The following is a 15,018-nucleotide window of genomic DNA, read 5'->3' as shown; positions in this document are numbered from 1 at the left end:
CGGGCGGCGCGTCGCGCACATACCCCTGCCCGTATGCGCCGGTCGGGCGGGAATGATCTCTCACGCTGGTCGGTTGTATACCCCGGTGGGTATATCCTTACCCAGTCGAACCGTTCCCACACAAGGAGATCCAATGTCCACGCAGAACCTGACCGCCGCTGACTTCGAGTCGACGATCACCCGCGAGGGGATCACCCTCGTCGACTTCTGGGCCGCCTGGTGCGGACCGTGCCGCATGTTCGCACCCGTCTACGAGGCTTCGTCCGAGAAGCACCCCGACATCGTCTTCGGCAAGATCGACACCGAGGCCGAGCAGCAGCTCAGCGCCGCTGCGGGGATCACCTCGATCCCGACCCTCATGGCCTTCCGGGACGGCATCCTCGTCTTCAGCCAGCCCGGCGCCCTGCCCGCCGCCGCCCTGGAGCAGGTCATCACGGCAGTCCGCGACCTCGACATGGACGACGTCCGGGCCAAGGTCGCCGCGTCGCAGACCGCCGACGTCTGAGTCTGGACCGGGCCGTCACAGGCGCGCCCCCTCCCCCGCTCGCCCGTCATCAACCACCCCAGGAGAGAACATGGACTACACGCTCACGACCACGGTCGACGCCGACTTCGACGCGACACTCACCGCGACCCGTGCCCAGCTGGCCGAGGTGGGCTTCGGGATCCTCACCGAGATCGACATGGCGGCGACCCTCAAGGCGAAGCTCGACGTGGACATCGCGCCCCAGGTGATCCTCGGCGCCTGCAGGCCACCACTGGCTCATGCCGCACTCCGGGCCGAGCCCTCCATCGGAGTCCTGCTGCCGTGCAACGTCGTCGTCCGCGCGATCGGGGCAGGGCGCACCATCGTCGAGGCGATGGACCCGGCCACGATGGTCGAGCTCACGGGCAACGACCAGCTCGCCGATGTCGCCGCCGACGCACGCGAGCGTCTCAGCCGCGCGCTCGAGGCGCTCGGCCGTCCTGCCTGACCGCGGCGACCTGCCGAGATCGCGCCGAGCACACCACCACACCCGCAGCGCCCTGGAGGGCGCCGTCCAACACAGGAGAGGTCCACTCATGGTCACACCCCCCGCCGAGGAGATGACGCCGGTCATCAACCGGCTCAAGCGAGCCCAGGGCCAGATCGGCGGCGTGATCCGCCTCATCGAGGAGGGCCGTGACTGCCGGGACATCATCACCCAGCTCGCTGCCGTCAACAAGGCCCTCGACCGGGCCGGCTTCGCCATCATCTCGACCAACCTGCGCGAGTGCATCACCTCCCCCGAGGGCCTGCAGGACGAGGACCAGGCCGTCCTCGAGAAGCTCTTCCTGAGCCTGGCCTGAGAGCGGGGAGATGGAGCATGTCGCAACGGGTCGAGTCCGGCAGCACGGGCGATGCCACACGAGGAGTCAGCGGGTCTGCCCTGCCAGTCGTGGACGGGCTGCTGGAGCAGGCACGTGAACGGCTGTCGCTCCGCGCCGGCGGGGCTCCCCTGTGCTCCACCGCACCACCGTCCGGCACGCCGGGCCACGGCGAGACGCTCAAGTCCTTCGAAGGAGCCGTCGTCGCCCTGAGCCGGCTCCGCACGTCCGTCCTCCAGGAACCAGCCGAGCCGGCTGGCACCCTCGCAGAGCGATGCATCCGGGCATGGAGGTCCGAGAACGAGCACCGCCACGGGAGCGCATGGGCCGACTACACCGATGGTGGAGCTCGCGCCCTCGGCGACGCGCTCGGCAAGCTCGAACACGTCGAACCGGTCAGCGACGACGCGCCACACCCGTTCTCGAGCCCGAGGTCGCCGGTGGCGCCGCACCCGCTCGCGTCGTCGACGTCCACCCCACGACGATGGAGCCCACGGCGCGCGGTCGTGGCGTCGACGCTGGTGGCGGCGCTCTCCACGGGCCTGGTCGTCCGCTCTGCGCAGACCCCTCAGGCATCGGCCTGGGCGACAGCCATCGGTCTTGCGGCGCTCGTGCTCGCGTCGAGCGCACTGTCCACCTTCGTTCCAGCACAGGGCCGACTCAGCCGACTGCATCTCGGCTGCGGTCCCTGCGCCGCCGCCGGCGGCCTCCTCGCACTTGGTGCGACGTGGCTCACCATCGCCGATCCCGGCGTGCTCGGCTCGGCAACCCTGTCCTTCGGCGCCGCCGGCTTCGCGCTCACGCAACGGCTCACCGCTCCCCCGTCCTGCCCCACAGCCGTTCCCCCGAGGCGGACAGGGCAACCCTCAGACACGGATTCGACCCACCCCACCGGAAGACCATGACCATGCCCACTGACGTGACTCCCCGCGAAATCATCATCATCGGTTCGGGCCCTGCGGGGTACACCGCCGCCGTCTACGCCGCCCGCGCGAACCTCGCGCCCCTCGTCTTCGAGGGCGCCGTCACCGCCGGTGGCGCACTGATGAACACGACCGAGGTCGAGAACTTCCCCGGCTTCAAGGACGGCATCATGGGCCCCGACCTCATGGACGGCATGCGCGCCCAGGCCGAACGCTTCGGCGCCGAGCTCGTCACCGACGACGTCACCGCCGTCGACCTGACCGGCGAGGTCAAGACCGTCACCGACGGCGAGGGCAACCTCCACCGCGCCCGCTCGGTCATCCTCGCGATGGGCTCGGCCTACCGCGAGCTCGGCCTGCCCCGCGAGAAGGAGCTCTCCGGCCACGGCGTCTCCTGGTGCGCCACCTGCGACGGCTTCTTCTTCCGCGACCAGGACATCGCCGTCGTCGGCGGCGGCGACTCCGCCATCGAGGAGGCCACCTTCCTGACGAAGTTCGCCCGCACCGTCACGATCATCCACCGCCGCGAGGAGCTGCGCGCCAGCAAGATCATGGCCGACCGCGCCTTCGCCAACGACAAGATCCGCTTCGCCTGGAACTCCGAGGTCGCCCAGCTCCACGGCGAGGACAAGCTCTCCGGCATCACGCTGCGCGACACCGTCACCGGCGAGACCCGCGACCTCGCCGTCACCGGGCTCTTCGTCGCCATCGGCCACGACCCCCGCAACGAGCTCCTCGTCCCCCGCGAGGGCACCGAGGGCGAGTCCGTCGCGCTCGACGACGCCGGCTACGTCCTCGTCGACGGCCGCTCCACCCGCACCAACGTGCCCGGCGTCTTCGCCTGCGGCGACCTCGTCGACCACACCTACCGCCAGGCCATCACCGCCGCCGGCTCCGGCTGCGCCGCCGCGCTCGACGCCGAGCACTACCTCGCCGCCCTCGAGGACACCGCCTCCCCCGCCCAGGCCCCCGCCGAGGCCGCGGTCATCGACGAGGCCGGCCAGGGGGCGGCTGGCCGTCTCTCTCAGGTCGGCGCCGAACTGAGCGCCTGACCCGCATCACGGTCCCGCGCACCGTGCTGTGGCAGCACCTGCCTTCACGAGGCCTTCATACTCGCGCCGGTCGTGGCGACACAGTCGCGCGGTGAACTGGAGATGAGGACCAGACCGGGCCTCCGGCCGAGAGGCCTCATCGAAGGGATGACCATCATGAACACCAAGCGGATCCGCACCCACCCCACCTCGCGTCGCACCCTTGCGATGGTGCTGGCTGGAGTGACCATGACCGGCGCGCTCGGTGTCGCCGTCGCGCAGTCCGGAGCCGCGGCGCCGGGCTCGGGCGTGACGCTGACGCAGGCCACCAACGACGCTGCACTGCTGGCGTACAACCGTGAGGAGGAGCGGATGGCTCGCGACCTGTACCAGGCGCTCGCCGAGCACTACGACGGGGCTGCGCCCTTCGCGATGATCACCCGCAGCGAGCAGATGCACTGGAGCGCCGTCGGTGCGTTGCTGACCACGCACGGCATCACCGACCCCTCCGCAGGCTTGGCGGCCGGCAGCTACGCTGACCCGGCCATCCAGGCGCTCTACGACGGGTGGCTCCGGCGAGGCCTCACGTCCCTCGACGCGGCCTACCAGGTCGGCGTCGAGCTCGAGAAGCGTGACATCGCAGACCTCGACAGCGCGATCGCCCGCACCACCCTGGCGGACGCACGCCAGGTGCTGACCAACCTGCGCACGGCGTCGGAGCGACACCTCGCCGCCTTCCAGGCCGCCGCCTCGGGCCAGACCCCCCTGCCGGGCGCAGGTCAGGGCGCAGGTCAGGGCATGGGCGCCGGGGAACGGGCTGGGATGGGCAGGCACGAGGGTGGCGCCGGCCCGATGCGGCAGGGGTGGGCCGATGCAGAGTCCTCGACCACGCCCGGCCGCGGAGCCGGCATGACCGGAGTGCGGCCCACCGACTGCCCGAACACGTGACCCTGGTCCGCCCTTGCGAGCTCAGCCACCGGGTGGCAGCGGTAGCCGCACGGTGAAGGTCGCGCCCGCTCCCCTGCCGGCCGAGGCGGCCGAGAGCGTACCGCCGTGCGCCTCGACCCACGCCCGAGCGATCGTCAGGCCGATTCCCGAACCTGGAGACCCGGCGGGGTCGAGGCGGACGAAACGCTCGAAGACGCGCTCGAGGTCCTCAGCCCCGATCCCCACCCCGGAGTCCTGCACCTCGACGAGCGCGTCGTGTCCCTCGACCCGCGAGCGCACCGAGACCCGTCCCCCGACGTGAGAGGCCCGGATCGCGTTCCCCACGAGGTTCGTGACGACCTGCGCCAGCCGGTCGGCGTCGCCGTCGACCGTGAGCGGGACCTCACTCGTCTCGACGACGAGCTCGAGTCCGGCGTCCGCCGCCTGGGGGCGGAGCCTCTCGGCGGCGAGCTGCACGACCTCCCGCAGGTCAAGAGGTCCACGGTGGAGGGGCTCGGCACCCTCGGTCGCTCGCGACAGGGTCGACAGGTCATCGACGAGCCTGGTGAGGCGACGCACCTCGACCTGCAGGGAGGACAGCTGGGCCGGAGCGGCCGGCACGACTCCGTCGATCATGCCCTCGATGTTCGCGTGGATCACGGTCAGGGGCGTGCGCATCTCGTGGGCGACCTCGCCGAGCAGCCGGACCCGGCGCTGCTCGGTGCTCGCCAGGGCGCCGGCGAGCGTGTTGACGTCCGTGGCGAGCTCGGCGAGCTCGCGCTCCTCGGGCACCGGCACGGCCGCGTCGTAGTGTCCCGTGGCCAGGCGTCTGGCGGCCTGTCTGATGGCCACGATCGGACGTAGCAGCCTCGCCGAAGCCAACGTCCCGAGTCCCGCGGCGAGCAGGACACCGGCGAGGAGTCCTATGACGAGTGACTGGTTGACGGCGTCGCCGACCTGCTGGCGCAGCAGCCCGGACGCCTCCGGATCCACCCCGTTCTGGCCCATTCCCATGCGGGCACCCATCCGGAGGCTCTCGTCGAAGAGGGCGGGGGCCAGCTGTCGCACCACGAGGTAGGTCACCGCGGCCCCCACCAGCACCACGAGCAGGTGGGACAGGATGAGCCGGGCGACGAGGCGGTTCATGGCTTCGACCCGACCGGCGGGAGAACGAACCGGTAGCCGACGCCACGGACCGTGCCGATGATCGTGGGCCGACCGGCGTCGTCACCCAACGCGCGACGCATGCTGGCGACGTGGACGTCCACCACCCTTTCGTCACCGTAGAAGTCGTAGCCCCAGACCTGCTCGAGCAGCTGCGCTCGCGAGTAGACCCGGCCCGGACTACGCGCGAGCGCCACCAGCAGCTCGAACTCGAGGGCCGACAGCTGCACCGGCACCCAGCCCTCGTCGCCCAGACGGGAGATCTCGTGGCGGTCGGGGTCGATGCGCAGGCCGTCGAACCTCAAGGCGGCCAGGGATCCTGTGCCACCGTCGCCTCCGGGTAGGTCGTCGGCGCGAGCGGCATCGGCCGGTACCCCCGTGACCGGTGGTCGCGCCCTGCGCAGCACCGTGTGCACCCGAGCCACGACCTCTCGGGGGCTGAAGGGCTTCGTCACGTAGTCGTCCGCTCCGACACGGAGCCCGACGAGCGTGTCCACCTCCTCGGCTCTCGCCGTGACGAGGATGACCGGCACATCCCCACGCGAACGGATGCGGCGGAGCACCTCGAGTCCGTCGACGTCCGGCAGACCGATGTCGAGAAGAACGAGCGAGGGCCTGTCCTCACCGGTGGTCGCACCGACGACAGCGCCCTCGCCGGTGTCCGCCTCGCTGACGACGAATCCCTCGGCCTCGAGGTAGGACCGGAGCACGGCACGGATCTTCGGCTCGTCGTCGACGACGAGGACGCGTTGGACCATGGCCCACTCCAGACCGGGACCGGACCCACCGACCCCCACTCTCAGCATACGGCCCGGGGTATGACTCCCTACACGGAACGAGCCGTCGTCACGGCCACCTGCCGGACCCGGTCCGCATCCCACGATGACGGCGTTCACGGACCCGTTGGCGAGCCGATGGATTGCGAGCTGCCCGAGAGTCGGCGGACTGCAGCCGGCCGATAGAGCCGTCGATGTCGACCAGGTCGACGGTGGTCTGCGTGATCGGCTGGTAGCGGACGGTGTCGGCGACCTCGACCGGGTAGGCGAGGTTCTCCTCGCGGTAGGGGCCGGGGGTCGTGGTGACAGGGTGGCCGGGGACGTCGCGGGCACACGCCCGGCAGGTCAACCGCGTTGACGGCCGGAGATCACCGAAGTTCTTGGTCAGACCTGCGGTTTGATCGAGGCCTACTGCCTACCGTCCCATCTGGATCTGCGGCCGGTCAGGTTCGACCAGGTCTGGCATCGACGGTGAGGTCGTGCGCGGCCAGGTCCAGGCGCAGCGCAGGATGAAGGCCAGGATCAGCACCTCGAGGCCGATGGTGAGGCCGTAGTAGAAGGCCCAGTCCCAGGACGCCCCTGCCGCGTTGAACACCATGACGGGGATGTAGAGCGATGCCACGACGAGGTTGGTGGCGCGGTTGATCCGGGCGGGCAGCGCCATGGAGAGCAGCACCATCAGGGCGGGGACAGCTATGACCACGAAGAAGACGGCCATCAACGTCGGGGTGATGTCAAACGCAAAGATCTCGCCACCCCGGATCACGTCGATCTCGCCGGGCTGGTAGAGGTGGAAGTAGTCGATGTAGATGACGAGGAACATCAAGCTGGTCCAGGCTGCCGCGAGCTTGGCCTGCAGGGGGACCAGCGGGTTGTCGAGCAGGTTCGGGGTTTTCGTTCGGAGGGACATCGGTTTCTTCTCTCGAGAGGCGCGTCCGTCCGCCGGAGTGGCGGCGGGTCTGGGAGCTCACCCACACGGGGTGGGTCGTGCTCTTCGGTTCGGTCGTCAGAGGGTGATCACGACCTTTCCTCTGGTGTGGCCGGCCCCGACGTAGCGGAGGGCGTCGGCTGCTTCGTCGAGAGGGTAGGTGCGGTCGATGACCGGCGTGACCTGCCCGGTCGCGAGGAGGTCGGCCAGGGTGAGCAGGTCCTGGCGCTTCCCGACCGACGTGAAGGGCCTCAGCCGCTGACGGGTGAACCCGGACAGCACGCGCGCTGTGACGATCCGACCAAGGGGGCCGAGCCAGCGGCCGCCGCGTCCGCTGTTGGGGATGAGGGTGCCGGTGTGTGTCAGCGCTTGGCGGACAGCCCAGAGGGGCTGCGCTTCCACGTTGTCGAGGATGACGTCGTAACGCTTCTCGGTGCGGGTGAAGTCGGTCCTCGTGTAGTCAACGACGTGGTCGGCACCGAGCGACCGGACCAGGTCGACGTTGCTGGTGCTGCACACACCGGTCACCTCGGCGCCAACCGCCTTGGCGATCTGTACGGCGAAGGAGCCCACGCCGCCCGACGCGCCCGTGACCAGCACCGTCTGGCCCGGTCCGACGTTGGCGATGTCGCGCAGGGCCTGCAACGCCGTCATGGCCGACGTGGGGACCGCTGCCGCGTCGGCGACCGACAGGTTGGCAGGCACCGGTACGAGGTGGTCCGCCGGGACGCAGGCGTACTCCGCGAACGTTCCAGTGGTGCTCCAGCCGAACACCTGCTCGTCGGGGCGGGGAGCGGTGACATCCTTCCCGACGGCTGCAACCACGCCGGCGAGGTCCCTACCGGGGATGCCGCGGCGCGGCCGGCGGAGCCCGAACGCCAGGCGCACCACGTACGGATCACCGGTCATGACGAAGTAGTCGCCGGGATGCGTCGAGGCCGCGCCCACCTTGACGAGCACCTCTCCTCGACCGGGCTGCGGTAGCGCGACCTTGCCCGACTCGAGTACCGAGGGCGGCCCGTAGCAGCGCTGGACGGCGGCCCGCATCGTCGCCGCCCCAGCCGGACTCCCCCTCGGCACCCGGCGTTCTCCAGCATTCGATCGCTGTTCGGTTCCCATGGAAGCTCCTCACGTCAGCGGTGGGCTCTCGCTGGTTCGTACACTGTACTTCGTACGCTGTACTATGGGCGTACACTGTACGATTGTCAAGCCGTTCCAAGGAGCAAGGAGGCCCGTGTCTGTGAGGAAGCAACGCCAGGTCCAGTCAGACGCGGGGCTCAGCAAGCGGCGGGTGGTGGTCGAGGCGATCCGGCTCGCCGACCGCGAGGGTGTCGACGGGCTGAGCATGCGCCGGCTGGCTGGCGCGCTCGGCGCGGGCGCGATGTCCCTCTACCACTACGTGGCGAGCAAGGAGGAGCTGCTGGACGCCATGATCGACGTCGTGTTCGAGGAGATCGAGCTCCCGCCCGAGGAGACCGACTGGCAGTCGGCGATGCGACGGCGGACGGTCTCCGCTCGACAGGTTCTCGCACGCCACCCGTGGGCGATCGGCCTGATGGAGTCGCGGACGTCGCCGGGGCCTGCGCACCTGCGCCACCGCGAAGCGGTCACCGCCTGCCTGCGGCGGGCTGGCTTCTCGGTCGTGATGGCGACGCACGCCAACTGGTTGCTCGATGTCTACGTCTACGGGTTCGCCCTGCAGGAAGCCAGCCTGCCCTTCGACACCGCCGATGAGTTCGCGGACATGGCCGAGGACGTCTACCTGCCCCAGCTACCTCCTGACGAGTTCCCCTACCTCAACGAGTCCGCCGCGGCGCTCGTCGCTGCCGGCTACGACCCGGCAGAGGAGTTCACCTTCGGCCTCGACCTCGTCCTCGCCGCCCTCGAGCCCCTCAGAGCCTCCGCATAGGAACGGCCCACGGACCGTCGCACGGACCTCCGCACCGCAGCTCAGATCCATAACCGCCGACTTGATTCGGGCCTGGCACTCACGAGATTGCCCGAAGTACTGCTCCTCATGCGCAGGTGCCCCGCGCTGGCGGTAGCGGTGACGAACGGGAGGAGCACTCAGGCGCGACAACGACGAGTGCACGAGGGCCCTCGACGGAGTCCTCCGAAATCTGCGGACCCATTGCGGACCAACGGGGGCGACCGAACACATCGCCGCAGGTCAGAGGCCTGAAAGTGGATGAGTCGGCCGATACGCCGGGTTCTGTTCCGCGCCCCCGTTACCGGTGACGTGGCGACGGCCATCCATCTAGGCCGACCATTGCTGGCCGGCTCGAGCGTCCTACCCGCACACTCGACCGGGCCGGTCTTCCCGACGCCCGGAGGCGTCGATCGTGTGCTGTCTGGACTTGCTCCGGGTGGGGTTTACCGAGCCGCTCCAGTCACCTGGAGCGCTGGTGGTCTCTTACACCACCGTTTCACCCTTACCGGCTGCCGAAGCCGCCGGCGGTCTGTTCTCTGTGGCACTGTCCCGCGGGTCACCCCGGGTGGCTGTTGGCCACCACCCTGCCCTGTGGAGCCCGGACGTTCCTCGGCAGGGCCGAGGCCCTGACGCGACCGTCTGGCCGACTCATCCGCGCACCAGCATAGGGGCGTATGCCGTCCGCTGCGTCCGCGCCCACCGGCGAGCCGCTCCCCCGGCGCCGACGCGGATCGGTGGCCCGCTCAGACGACGCGGCGGAACGCGAGCACGGCCACGTCGTCGTGCCGGTCGGGGTCGGAGACCGCCTCGGCCAGCTCGTCGAGGACCACGTCGAGGTCGGTGTCGTCGTCGGCCCCGGTGAGCAGCTCCTCGGCGGCGGCCTGCAGGCGCTTGAGCCCGATGTCGATGCTCTCGCCGCGACGCTCGACGAGGCCGTCGGTGTAGAGCAGGAGCATGTCCCCCACGGCGAAAGGCACCCGGGCGGAGGCCCGGGGGACCTCACCGAGGCCGTGCACCGGCGAGCCGTCCTCGGTCACGAAACGGGTGCGACCGCCCTGGACGAGCAGCGGTGGCGGGTGTCCGGCGACGACGACGGCGAGGTCGTCGCGCTCGGGCTCGAAGAGCAGGTAGACCGACGACGCCATCTGGGTCGGCGGCTCCGTCGCCATGAAGCGGTCCATCGCGCCTGCGAGTGCATCGGGCTCCGGGTCCTGGGTCGCGAGCACCCTTGCGGCAGAACGCATACGGGATCCCGCGACGGCCGCGTCGACACCGCGCCCCATGACGTCGCCGAGCACGACGGCGACGCGGCCGCCGTCGAGTCCGCTCACGTCGTAGTAGTCGCCGCCGACGTCGGTGCGCCCGGCCTGACGGTAGACCGTGCCGATCTGCCAGCCGGGGATCTCGGGAAGGTCCTGGGGCAGCAGCGTCGCCTGGAGCACCGACGCGACGCGACGTGTCTGCGAGTAGAGGTCGGCGTTGTCGATGGCGAGCCCGGCCCGCCGGGCGAGGTCCTCGGCGAAGGCGACGTCGTCGTGCGTGTAGCGGCGACCGGACTCGGCCGCGACGAAGGTCAGCACCCCGAGCACCCGGTCCTTGGCCATGAGCGGCACCGTCATGGCGCTACGCAGACCGAGCTCGCGCGCGACCCGGAGGTGCTCCTCGTCCCGAGCGGCCGCGACGAGCATCTCGTCGGTGACGTTCTCGATGAGCAGGCTCTGCCCGGTGCGCGCCACCTGGGCCGCTCCGCCGGGGCGGTCCGGGTCGGAGGGCCATCGGGTCTCGAGCTCCTTGGCGAGCTGCACCTTGTCCGGGTCGACGTGGGCGACGGCAAGGGTCCGCAGGACCCCGTCGTCGACCATCTGGACGGAGCACCAGTCGGCGTGCGTCGGCACGGCGAGCGAGGCGACCTGACGCAGGGTCTGCCGGTAGTCGAGGGAGGTGGCGAGCGCCTGGGACGCGTCGGCGAGGAACTCGAGCTGGGCCGCGCGACTCGCGCTCTGGGCCTCGGCCCGCAGGCGCAGCAGGGTCTGCGCGCACATGTCGGTGAGCACGCCCAGGACCCAGACGAGCTCCGGGTCGACCGGGCCGCCGGGTCCGTCGAACCGGAACCCCACGGCTCCGATGGCGGAACCGCCGGCCCGCGAGATGAGGGGAAGCGTCACCGACGACCGCTCCGTGCCGTCGTCGAGGTCCGGGTAGCGCTCGAGGAGCTGGGCCCGGCCCGCGACCGACACGATCTCGGTGGTCCGGAAAGCATCGGTGAGCGGGGAGCTGTCGTCGAGCTCGAGGCTGGCCCACTGGCGGGCCTCCGACGGGGTCAGCCCGTGCGTGGCGATGGTGCGCAGGCGCGAGGGGCCGTCCTGCACCGCGAGCACGGCCCGTGAGGCACCCATGGCCTTCGAGGCGGTCTCGGTGATGGTCTCGGTGAGCTCGTCGAGCGTCGTGGCCGCCGCGACCTGCGCGGCGACGCCCGCCAACGACGCCAGCCGCGGGGGGACCGACGCGCGGCTCGCTGCCGGGCTCTGCCATGGCGCGTTCATGGGGTCATCCTGACAGCCGATGGGCTTGGACAACCACGGATGCCGCAGAAGTGGGAGCATGCAGAGGTGACGGGTCAAGGGGTGGCCAGGGGACGCGAGCTCGGCCGTGTCGAGTTCGGTCCTGACGACCTCCGTCACGTGCGCGACGTCGTGCGGGCCATCGCGGGCGAGCGCATCCCCGACCGGGCCGACAACGCCGTCCTCGCCGTCCACGAGATCGCGGTCAACAGCATCGTCCACGGTGGCGGCCACGGGGTCCTGCTCATCGACGAGACGGCCGACTCGCTCGTCTTCACCGTCGAGGACGACGACGGCACCGGGTCGGTGCCCGAGGTCCTCGCACTCGACGCCCACTCGACGAGCGGCCGGGGGCTGTGGATCGCCCAGCGGCTGAGCGACCGGCTGACCATCGAGGCCCGCCCGACGCGTACGCGGATCGGCGTGCACCTCAGCCTGGCGTCCTGACCGACGGGACCCGGAGGGCCGGACGGTCGGGACCGTCAGGAACGGTCCGCGTCAGCCCGGGCCGGGTCCGCCGGCTCGCCGTCGGTCGCATCGACGTCGGCCGCCTCGACGACGTCGATGACCTGGTCGAGGTGCATGAGCCTGACCAGACGCAGGGTGAGGTCGCCGCAGACGAGCTGGAGCCGGGCGTCCCCGGCCACGACGCGGTGGTAGAGCCCGATGATCGCCCCGAGGCCCGACGAGTCGAGGAAGGTGACGTCGCGCAGGTCCACGACGACCGTCGCGTCCGGCGCGATGGTGAGCCTCTCGAACGCCGCCCGGACGTCCGGCACGGTGTACGTGTCGATCTCACCCGCGAGCCGGGCGGTGGTGACGGCGCCGTTGACCGAGACCGTGACGCTCATCGAACCTCCTGTGGACGTCGGTGTCCTCGGCCTTACGTTAGGACGACTTCGGGTGGTGTGTGACCGGATGCGGCTCAGTCGGTGGGCCGGCTGCCGACCGCAGTGGTCGCGACGTACACACCGTTGGACGACGTGCCCCCGGTGAGCGGGTTCGCGAAGGACACCTCGTGCGCCGCGACGTCGGCGAAGACCTCTGCGAGCAGGGCCGTGAAGGCGTCCTCGGGCGGGTCGTCCGACCACAGCGCGAAGACGCCGCCGGGGTGCAGGGTCGCGGCGAGACGCGAGAGCCCCTCCCGGCTGTAGAGGTCGGCGTGGCTGGGGTGGAGGACGTGGTGCGGGGTGTGGTCGATGTCGAGGAGCACCGCGTGGAGCAGGTCCGGCGCGTCACCGAAACCGTGCCCCTCGCGCGCCAGGGCGAAGAAGTCACCCTCGAGCAGGGTGGTCCTCGGGTCGACGGTGAGGGCGGCGGTGCCCGGGAGCAGCTGCCGTTCGTGCCAGGAGATGACGGGTGCGAGCGCCTCGACGACGGTCAGGGTGCGCACCCGGTCGTCCTCGAGCGCCGCGACCGCGGTGTAGCCGAGGCCGAGGCCGCCGACGACGACGTCGAGCCCCTCGCCCGAGCCGTCCCCCTCGACGGCCGCGAGCCCGAGACGGGCCAGCTCCACCTCGGCGACCGTGAAGAGGCTCGACATGAGGAACTCCTCGCCGAGCTTGACCTCGTAGACGTCGACGAGCAGCGACGGCTCGAGCCGGCGGCGGAGGCTGATCTCGCCCATCGGCGTCTGCTGCCAGTCGATCTCCTCGAAGCGCCGGCTCACGACGTCAGCCGAAGATCGGGGTGAGTGAGCCGGCCGGCAGGTCCTTCTCGACGGACGCGAGGCGCCACTTGTCGGCGAAGACCGCGATGTGCAGCCCGTCCTCGCGCGTCAGCGACTCCGCGCCGGGGCGGCTGTCGACGATCGGCATCGCGGCGGCCGTGACGGCCCGCGCGACCGAGTAGCCGAGCGGCTCGAGCCGGATCGGCGAGCCGAACTCGTGCTCCATCCGGTGCTTTGCGACGTCGAACTGCATCGGCCCGACGGCCGCGAGCACCGGCGCCTGCGCACCGCGCCGGTCGGAGTGCAGCACCTGCACGACGCCCTCCTCGCCGAGCTGCTCGATGCCCTTGCGGAACTGCTTCTGCTTGCCGGTGACGGCCGCCCGCGCGACGGCGAAGTGCTCGGGAGCGAAGAGCGGGATGCGCGGGAAGGCGACCTTCTCGTCGGCGAAAAGGGTGTCGCCGACCCGGAGGGCGTTGGCGTTGACGAGGCCGATGACGTCGCCGGGGAAGGCCTCGTCGAGCGTCGACCGGTCGCGGCCGAAGACGCTCTGCGCGTACTTCGTCGCGAAGGGGCGGCCCGTGTCGGCGTGGGTCACGACCATCCCGCGGGTGAACCGGCCCGAGCAGACCCGGACGAACGCGAGCCGGTCGCGGTGCGCCTTGTCCATGCCGGCCTGGATCTTGAAGACGAAGCCCGAGAAGGGCGCCGACACGGCCCGGGGGTCGCCGGAGCGGTCGGGCCGCGCACCCGGCGCGGGGGCGAGCGTCACGAGCGTGTCGAGCAGCTGGCGTACGCCGAAGTTGAGGACGGCCGAGCCGAAGAGCACGGGCGAGGCCGCGCCCGAGAGGAACAGCTCGAGGTCGAGGTCGTGGCCCGAGGAGCGGAGCAGGTCGTACTCCTCCACCGCGTCGGTCCAGACGGAGCCGAGCAGCCGCTCGGCCTCCTCGGCGCTCATCCGGGTGGTGATGGCCTCGGTGGCACCGCCGGGCGTCCGCGTGAACTGGACGAAGTCGCCCGTCGCGCAGTCGAGCACGCCGTGGAAGTCCCCGGCGACGCCGACCGGCCAGGTGAGCGGCATCGGGTGCAGGTCGATCCGGGTCGTCAGCTCGTCCATGATCGCGAGCGCGTCGAGCCCGGGCCGGTCCCACTTGTTGACCACGGTGATCACGGGCACGCCGCGGGCCCGGCAGACCTCGAAGAGCTTGAACGTCTGGGGCTCGATGCCCTTGGCGGCGTCGACGAGCATGACGGCGGCGTCGACGGCGGCGAGCACCCGGTAGGTGTCCTCGGAGAAGTCGGCGTGGCCGGGGGTGTCGAGCAGGTTGATGACGGTGCCGTCGTAGGCGAACTGGAGCACGGCAGAGGTGATCGAGATGCCTCGGTCCTTCTCCATCTCCATCCAGTCGGAGACGACGCCGCGCCGGTTGCCCTTGCCGTGCACGGCACCGGCCTCGCCGATGGCGCGCGCGTGCAGGGCCAGCGCCTCGGTCAGGGTCGACTTGCCGGCGTCGGGGTGCGAGATGACGGCGAAGGTGCGGCGTCGGGCCGCCTCCTCGGCGACCGCTCCCCCGTGGTGGTCCGCGCCGTCGGGGTCTCGGCTGCCCGCGAGGTCGCGGTCGTGCAGTGCGGTGGCGTCCATGGTCCTCCAGTGATCGCCCCGAGTCTGTCACCGTCGGCCCTGATCGCCCGAATCGGCACCGCCCACCGGGCCCGACGACGACGTGACGCGAGGTGACCCGAGTCACACCTCGCCGGTCGC

General features: G+C 70.9%; 16 protein-coding genes and 1 other RNA gene. 8 read left to right on the top strand and 9 right to left on the bottom strand.

Translation table 11 applies throughout. The annotated features are described in order from the left end of the window. Positions 1-133: 133 nt before the first annotated feature. The 6 genes from trxA to ACSQ2D_RS09015 all read left to right on the top strand — a co-directional run bounded on the left by trxA (position 134) and on the right by ACSQ2D_RS09015 (position 4,249). Entirely contained in the window at positions 134-505 is a 372-nt protein-coding gene (trxA, locus tag ACSQ2D_RS09040; RefSeq protein WP_435985618.1) for a thioredoxin, read from the top strand. 70 nt (positions 506-575) lie between these two features. Next, positions 576-974 (top strand): DUF302 domain-containing protein, encoded by a 399-nt coding sequence (locus ACSQ2D_RS09035; RefSeq protein ID WP_435985617.1) that lies wholly within the window; start codon positions 576-578, stop codon positions 972-974. An 88-nt stretch (positions 975-1,062) separates the two neighbouring features. Further along, positions 1,063-1,329 carry a metal-sensitive transcriptional regulator gene (locus ACSQ2D_RS09030; RefSeq protein ID WP_435985616.1) on the top strand — a complete coding sequence of 89 codons (267 nt, stop codon included), beginning with the start codon at positions 1,063-1,065 and terminating at the stop codon, positions 1,327-1,329. Between the two features lie 89 nt (positions 1,330-1,418). After that, positions 1,419-2,252, top strand: coding sequence for a hypothetical protein (locus tag ACSQ2D_RS09025; RefSeq protein WP_435985615.1), 834 nt, complete (start codon positions 1,419-1,421; stop codon positions 2,250-2,252). Between the two features lie 2 nt (positions 2,253-2,254). Further along, positions 2,255-3,322, top strand: a complete 1,068-nt coding sequence (trxB, locus tag ACSQ2D_RS09020; RefSeq protein WP_435985614.1) for a thioredoxin-disulfide reductase — start codon at positions 2,255-2,257, stop codon at positions 3,320-3,322. A 156-nt stretch (positions 3,323-3,478) separates the two neighbouring features. Continuing rightward, the gene (locus ACSQ2D_RS09015; protein WP_435985613.1) at positions 3,479-4,249 is read left to right on the top strand and encodes a DUF2202 domain-containing protein; all 771 of its coding nucleotides are present in this window, start codon (positions 3,479-3,481) and stop codon (positions 4,247-4,249) included. A gap of 21 nt (positions 4,250-4,270) precedes the next feature. Here the strand turns inward: ACSQ2D_RS09015 and ACSQ2D_RS09010 are convergent, their stop codons facing one another. From ACSQ2D_RS09010 to ACSQ2D_RS08995, 4 genes are all read right to left on the bottom strand, one after another. After that, a complete protein-coding gene (locus ACSQ2D_RS09010; RefSeq protein ID WP_435985612.1) occupies positions 4,271-5,374 on the bottom strand; it encodes a sensor histidine kinase in 1,104 nt (367 codons plus the stop codon). Continuing rightward, positions 5,371-6,150 (bottom strand): response regulator transcription factor, encoded by a 780-nt coding sequence (locus tag ACSQ2D_RS09005; RefSeq protein WP_435985611.1) that lies wholly within the window; start codon positions 6,148-6,150, stop codon positions 5,371-5,373. Before ACSQ2D_RS09005 ends, ACSQ2D_RS09010 begins: the two co-directional genes overlap by 4 nt. 433 nt (positions 6,151-6,583) lie before the next feature. Beyond that, a complete protein-coding gene (locus ACSQ2D_RS09000) occupies positions 6,584-7,078 on the bottom strand; it encodes a DUF6326 family protein (protein ID WP_435985610.1) in 495 nt (164 codons plus the stop codon). A gap of 96 nt (positions 7,079-7,174) precedes the next feature. Next, positions 7,175-8,215, bottom strand: a complete 1,041-nt coding sequence (locus ACSQ2D_RS08995) for an NAD(P)-dependent alcohol dehydrogenase (protein ID WP_435985609.1) — start codon at positions 8,213-8,215, stop codon at positions 7,175-7,177. 64 nt (positions 8,216-8,279) lie between these two features. On the opposite strand from ACSQ2D_RS08995, the gene ACSQ2D_RS08990 reads away from it, so the two are divergent. Continuing rightward, entirely contained in the window at positions 8,280-9,005 is a 726-nt protein-coding gene (locus ACSQ2D_RS08990) for a TetR/AcrR family transcriptional regulator (protein ID WP_435985608.1), read from the top strand. A 276-nt stretch (positions 9,006-9,281) separates the two neighbouring features. Here ACSQ2D_RS08990 and rnpB read toward each other — a convergent pair. After that, positions 9,282-9,677, bottom strand: an RNA gene (gene rnpB / locus ACSQ2D_RS08985) — RNase P RNA component class A. A 92-nt stretch (positions 9,678-9,769) separates the two neighbouring features. After that, a complete protein-coding gene (locus tag ACSQ2D_RS08980; RefSeq protein WP_435985607.1) occupies positions 9,770-11,569 on the bottom strand; it encodes a PP2C family protein-serine/threonine phosphatase in 1,800 nt (599 codons plus the stop codon). Positions 11,570-11,635: 66 nt separating this feature from the next. Between ACSQ2D_RS08980 and ACSQ2D_RS08975 the strand changes: the two genes are divergently transcribed. Continuing rightward, positions 11,636-12,034 carry an ATP-binding protein gene (locus tag ACSQ2D_RS08975; protein ID WP_435985606.1) on the top strand — a complete coding sequence of 133 codons (399 nt, stop codon included), beginning with the start codon at positions 11,636-11,638 and terminating at the stop codon, positions 12,032-12,034. Between the two features lie 35 nt (positions 12,035-12,069). Here the strand turns inward: ACSQ2D_RS08975 and ACSQ2D_RS08970 are convergent, their stop codons facing one another. From ACSQ2D_RS08970 to ACSQ2D_RS08960, 3 genes are all read right to left on the bottom strand, one after another. Beyond that, entirely contained in the window at positions 12,070-12,438 is a 369-nt protein-coding gene (locus ACSQ2D_RS08970; RefSeq protein ID WP_435985605.1) for an STAS domain-containing protein, read from the bottom strand. Positions 12,439-12,512: 74 nt separating this feature from the next. Beyond that, positions 12,513-13,256 carry a spermidine synthase gene (locus ACSQ2D_RS08965; RefSeq protein ID WP_435985604.1) on the bottom strand — a complete coding sequence of 248 codons (744 nt, stop codon included), beginning with the start codon at positions 13,254-13,256 and terminating at the stop codon, positions 12,513-12,515. 4 nt (positions 13,257-13,260) lie between these two features. Next, positions 13,261-14,898, bottom strand: a complete 1,638-nt coding sequence (locus ACSQ2D_RS08960) for a peptide chain release factor 3 (RefSeq protein WP_435985603.1) — start codon at positions 14,896-14,898, stop codon at positions 13,261-13,263. Between the last annotated feature and the right edge of the window lie 120 nt (positions 14,899-15,018).

It is taken from the genome of Terrabacter sp. LjRoot27 (assembly GCF_964254175.1).
GTDB lineage: Bacteria > Actinomycetota > Actinomycetes > Actinomycetales > Dermatophilaceae > Terrabacter.
Note: the sequence above shows the minus strand (reverse complement) of the source record. Positions and strands in the feature narration are given on the sequence as shown.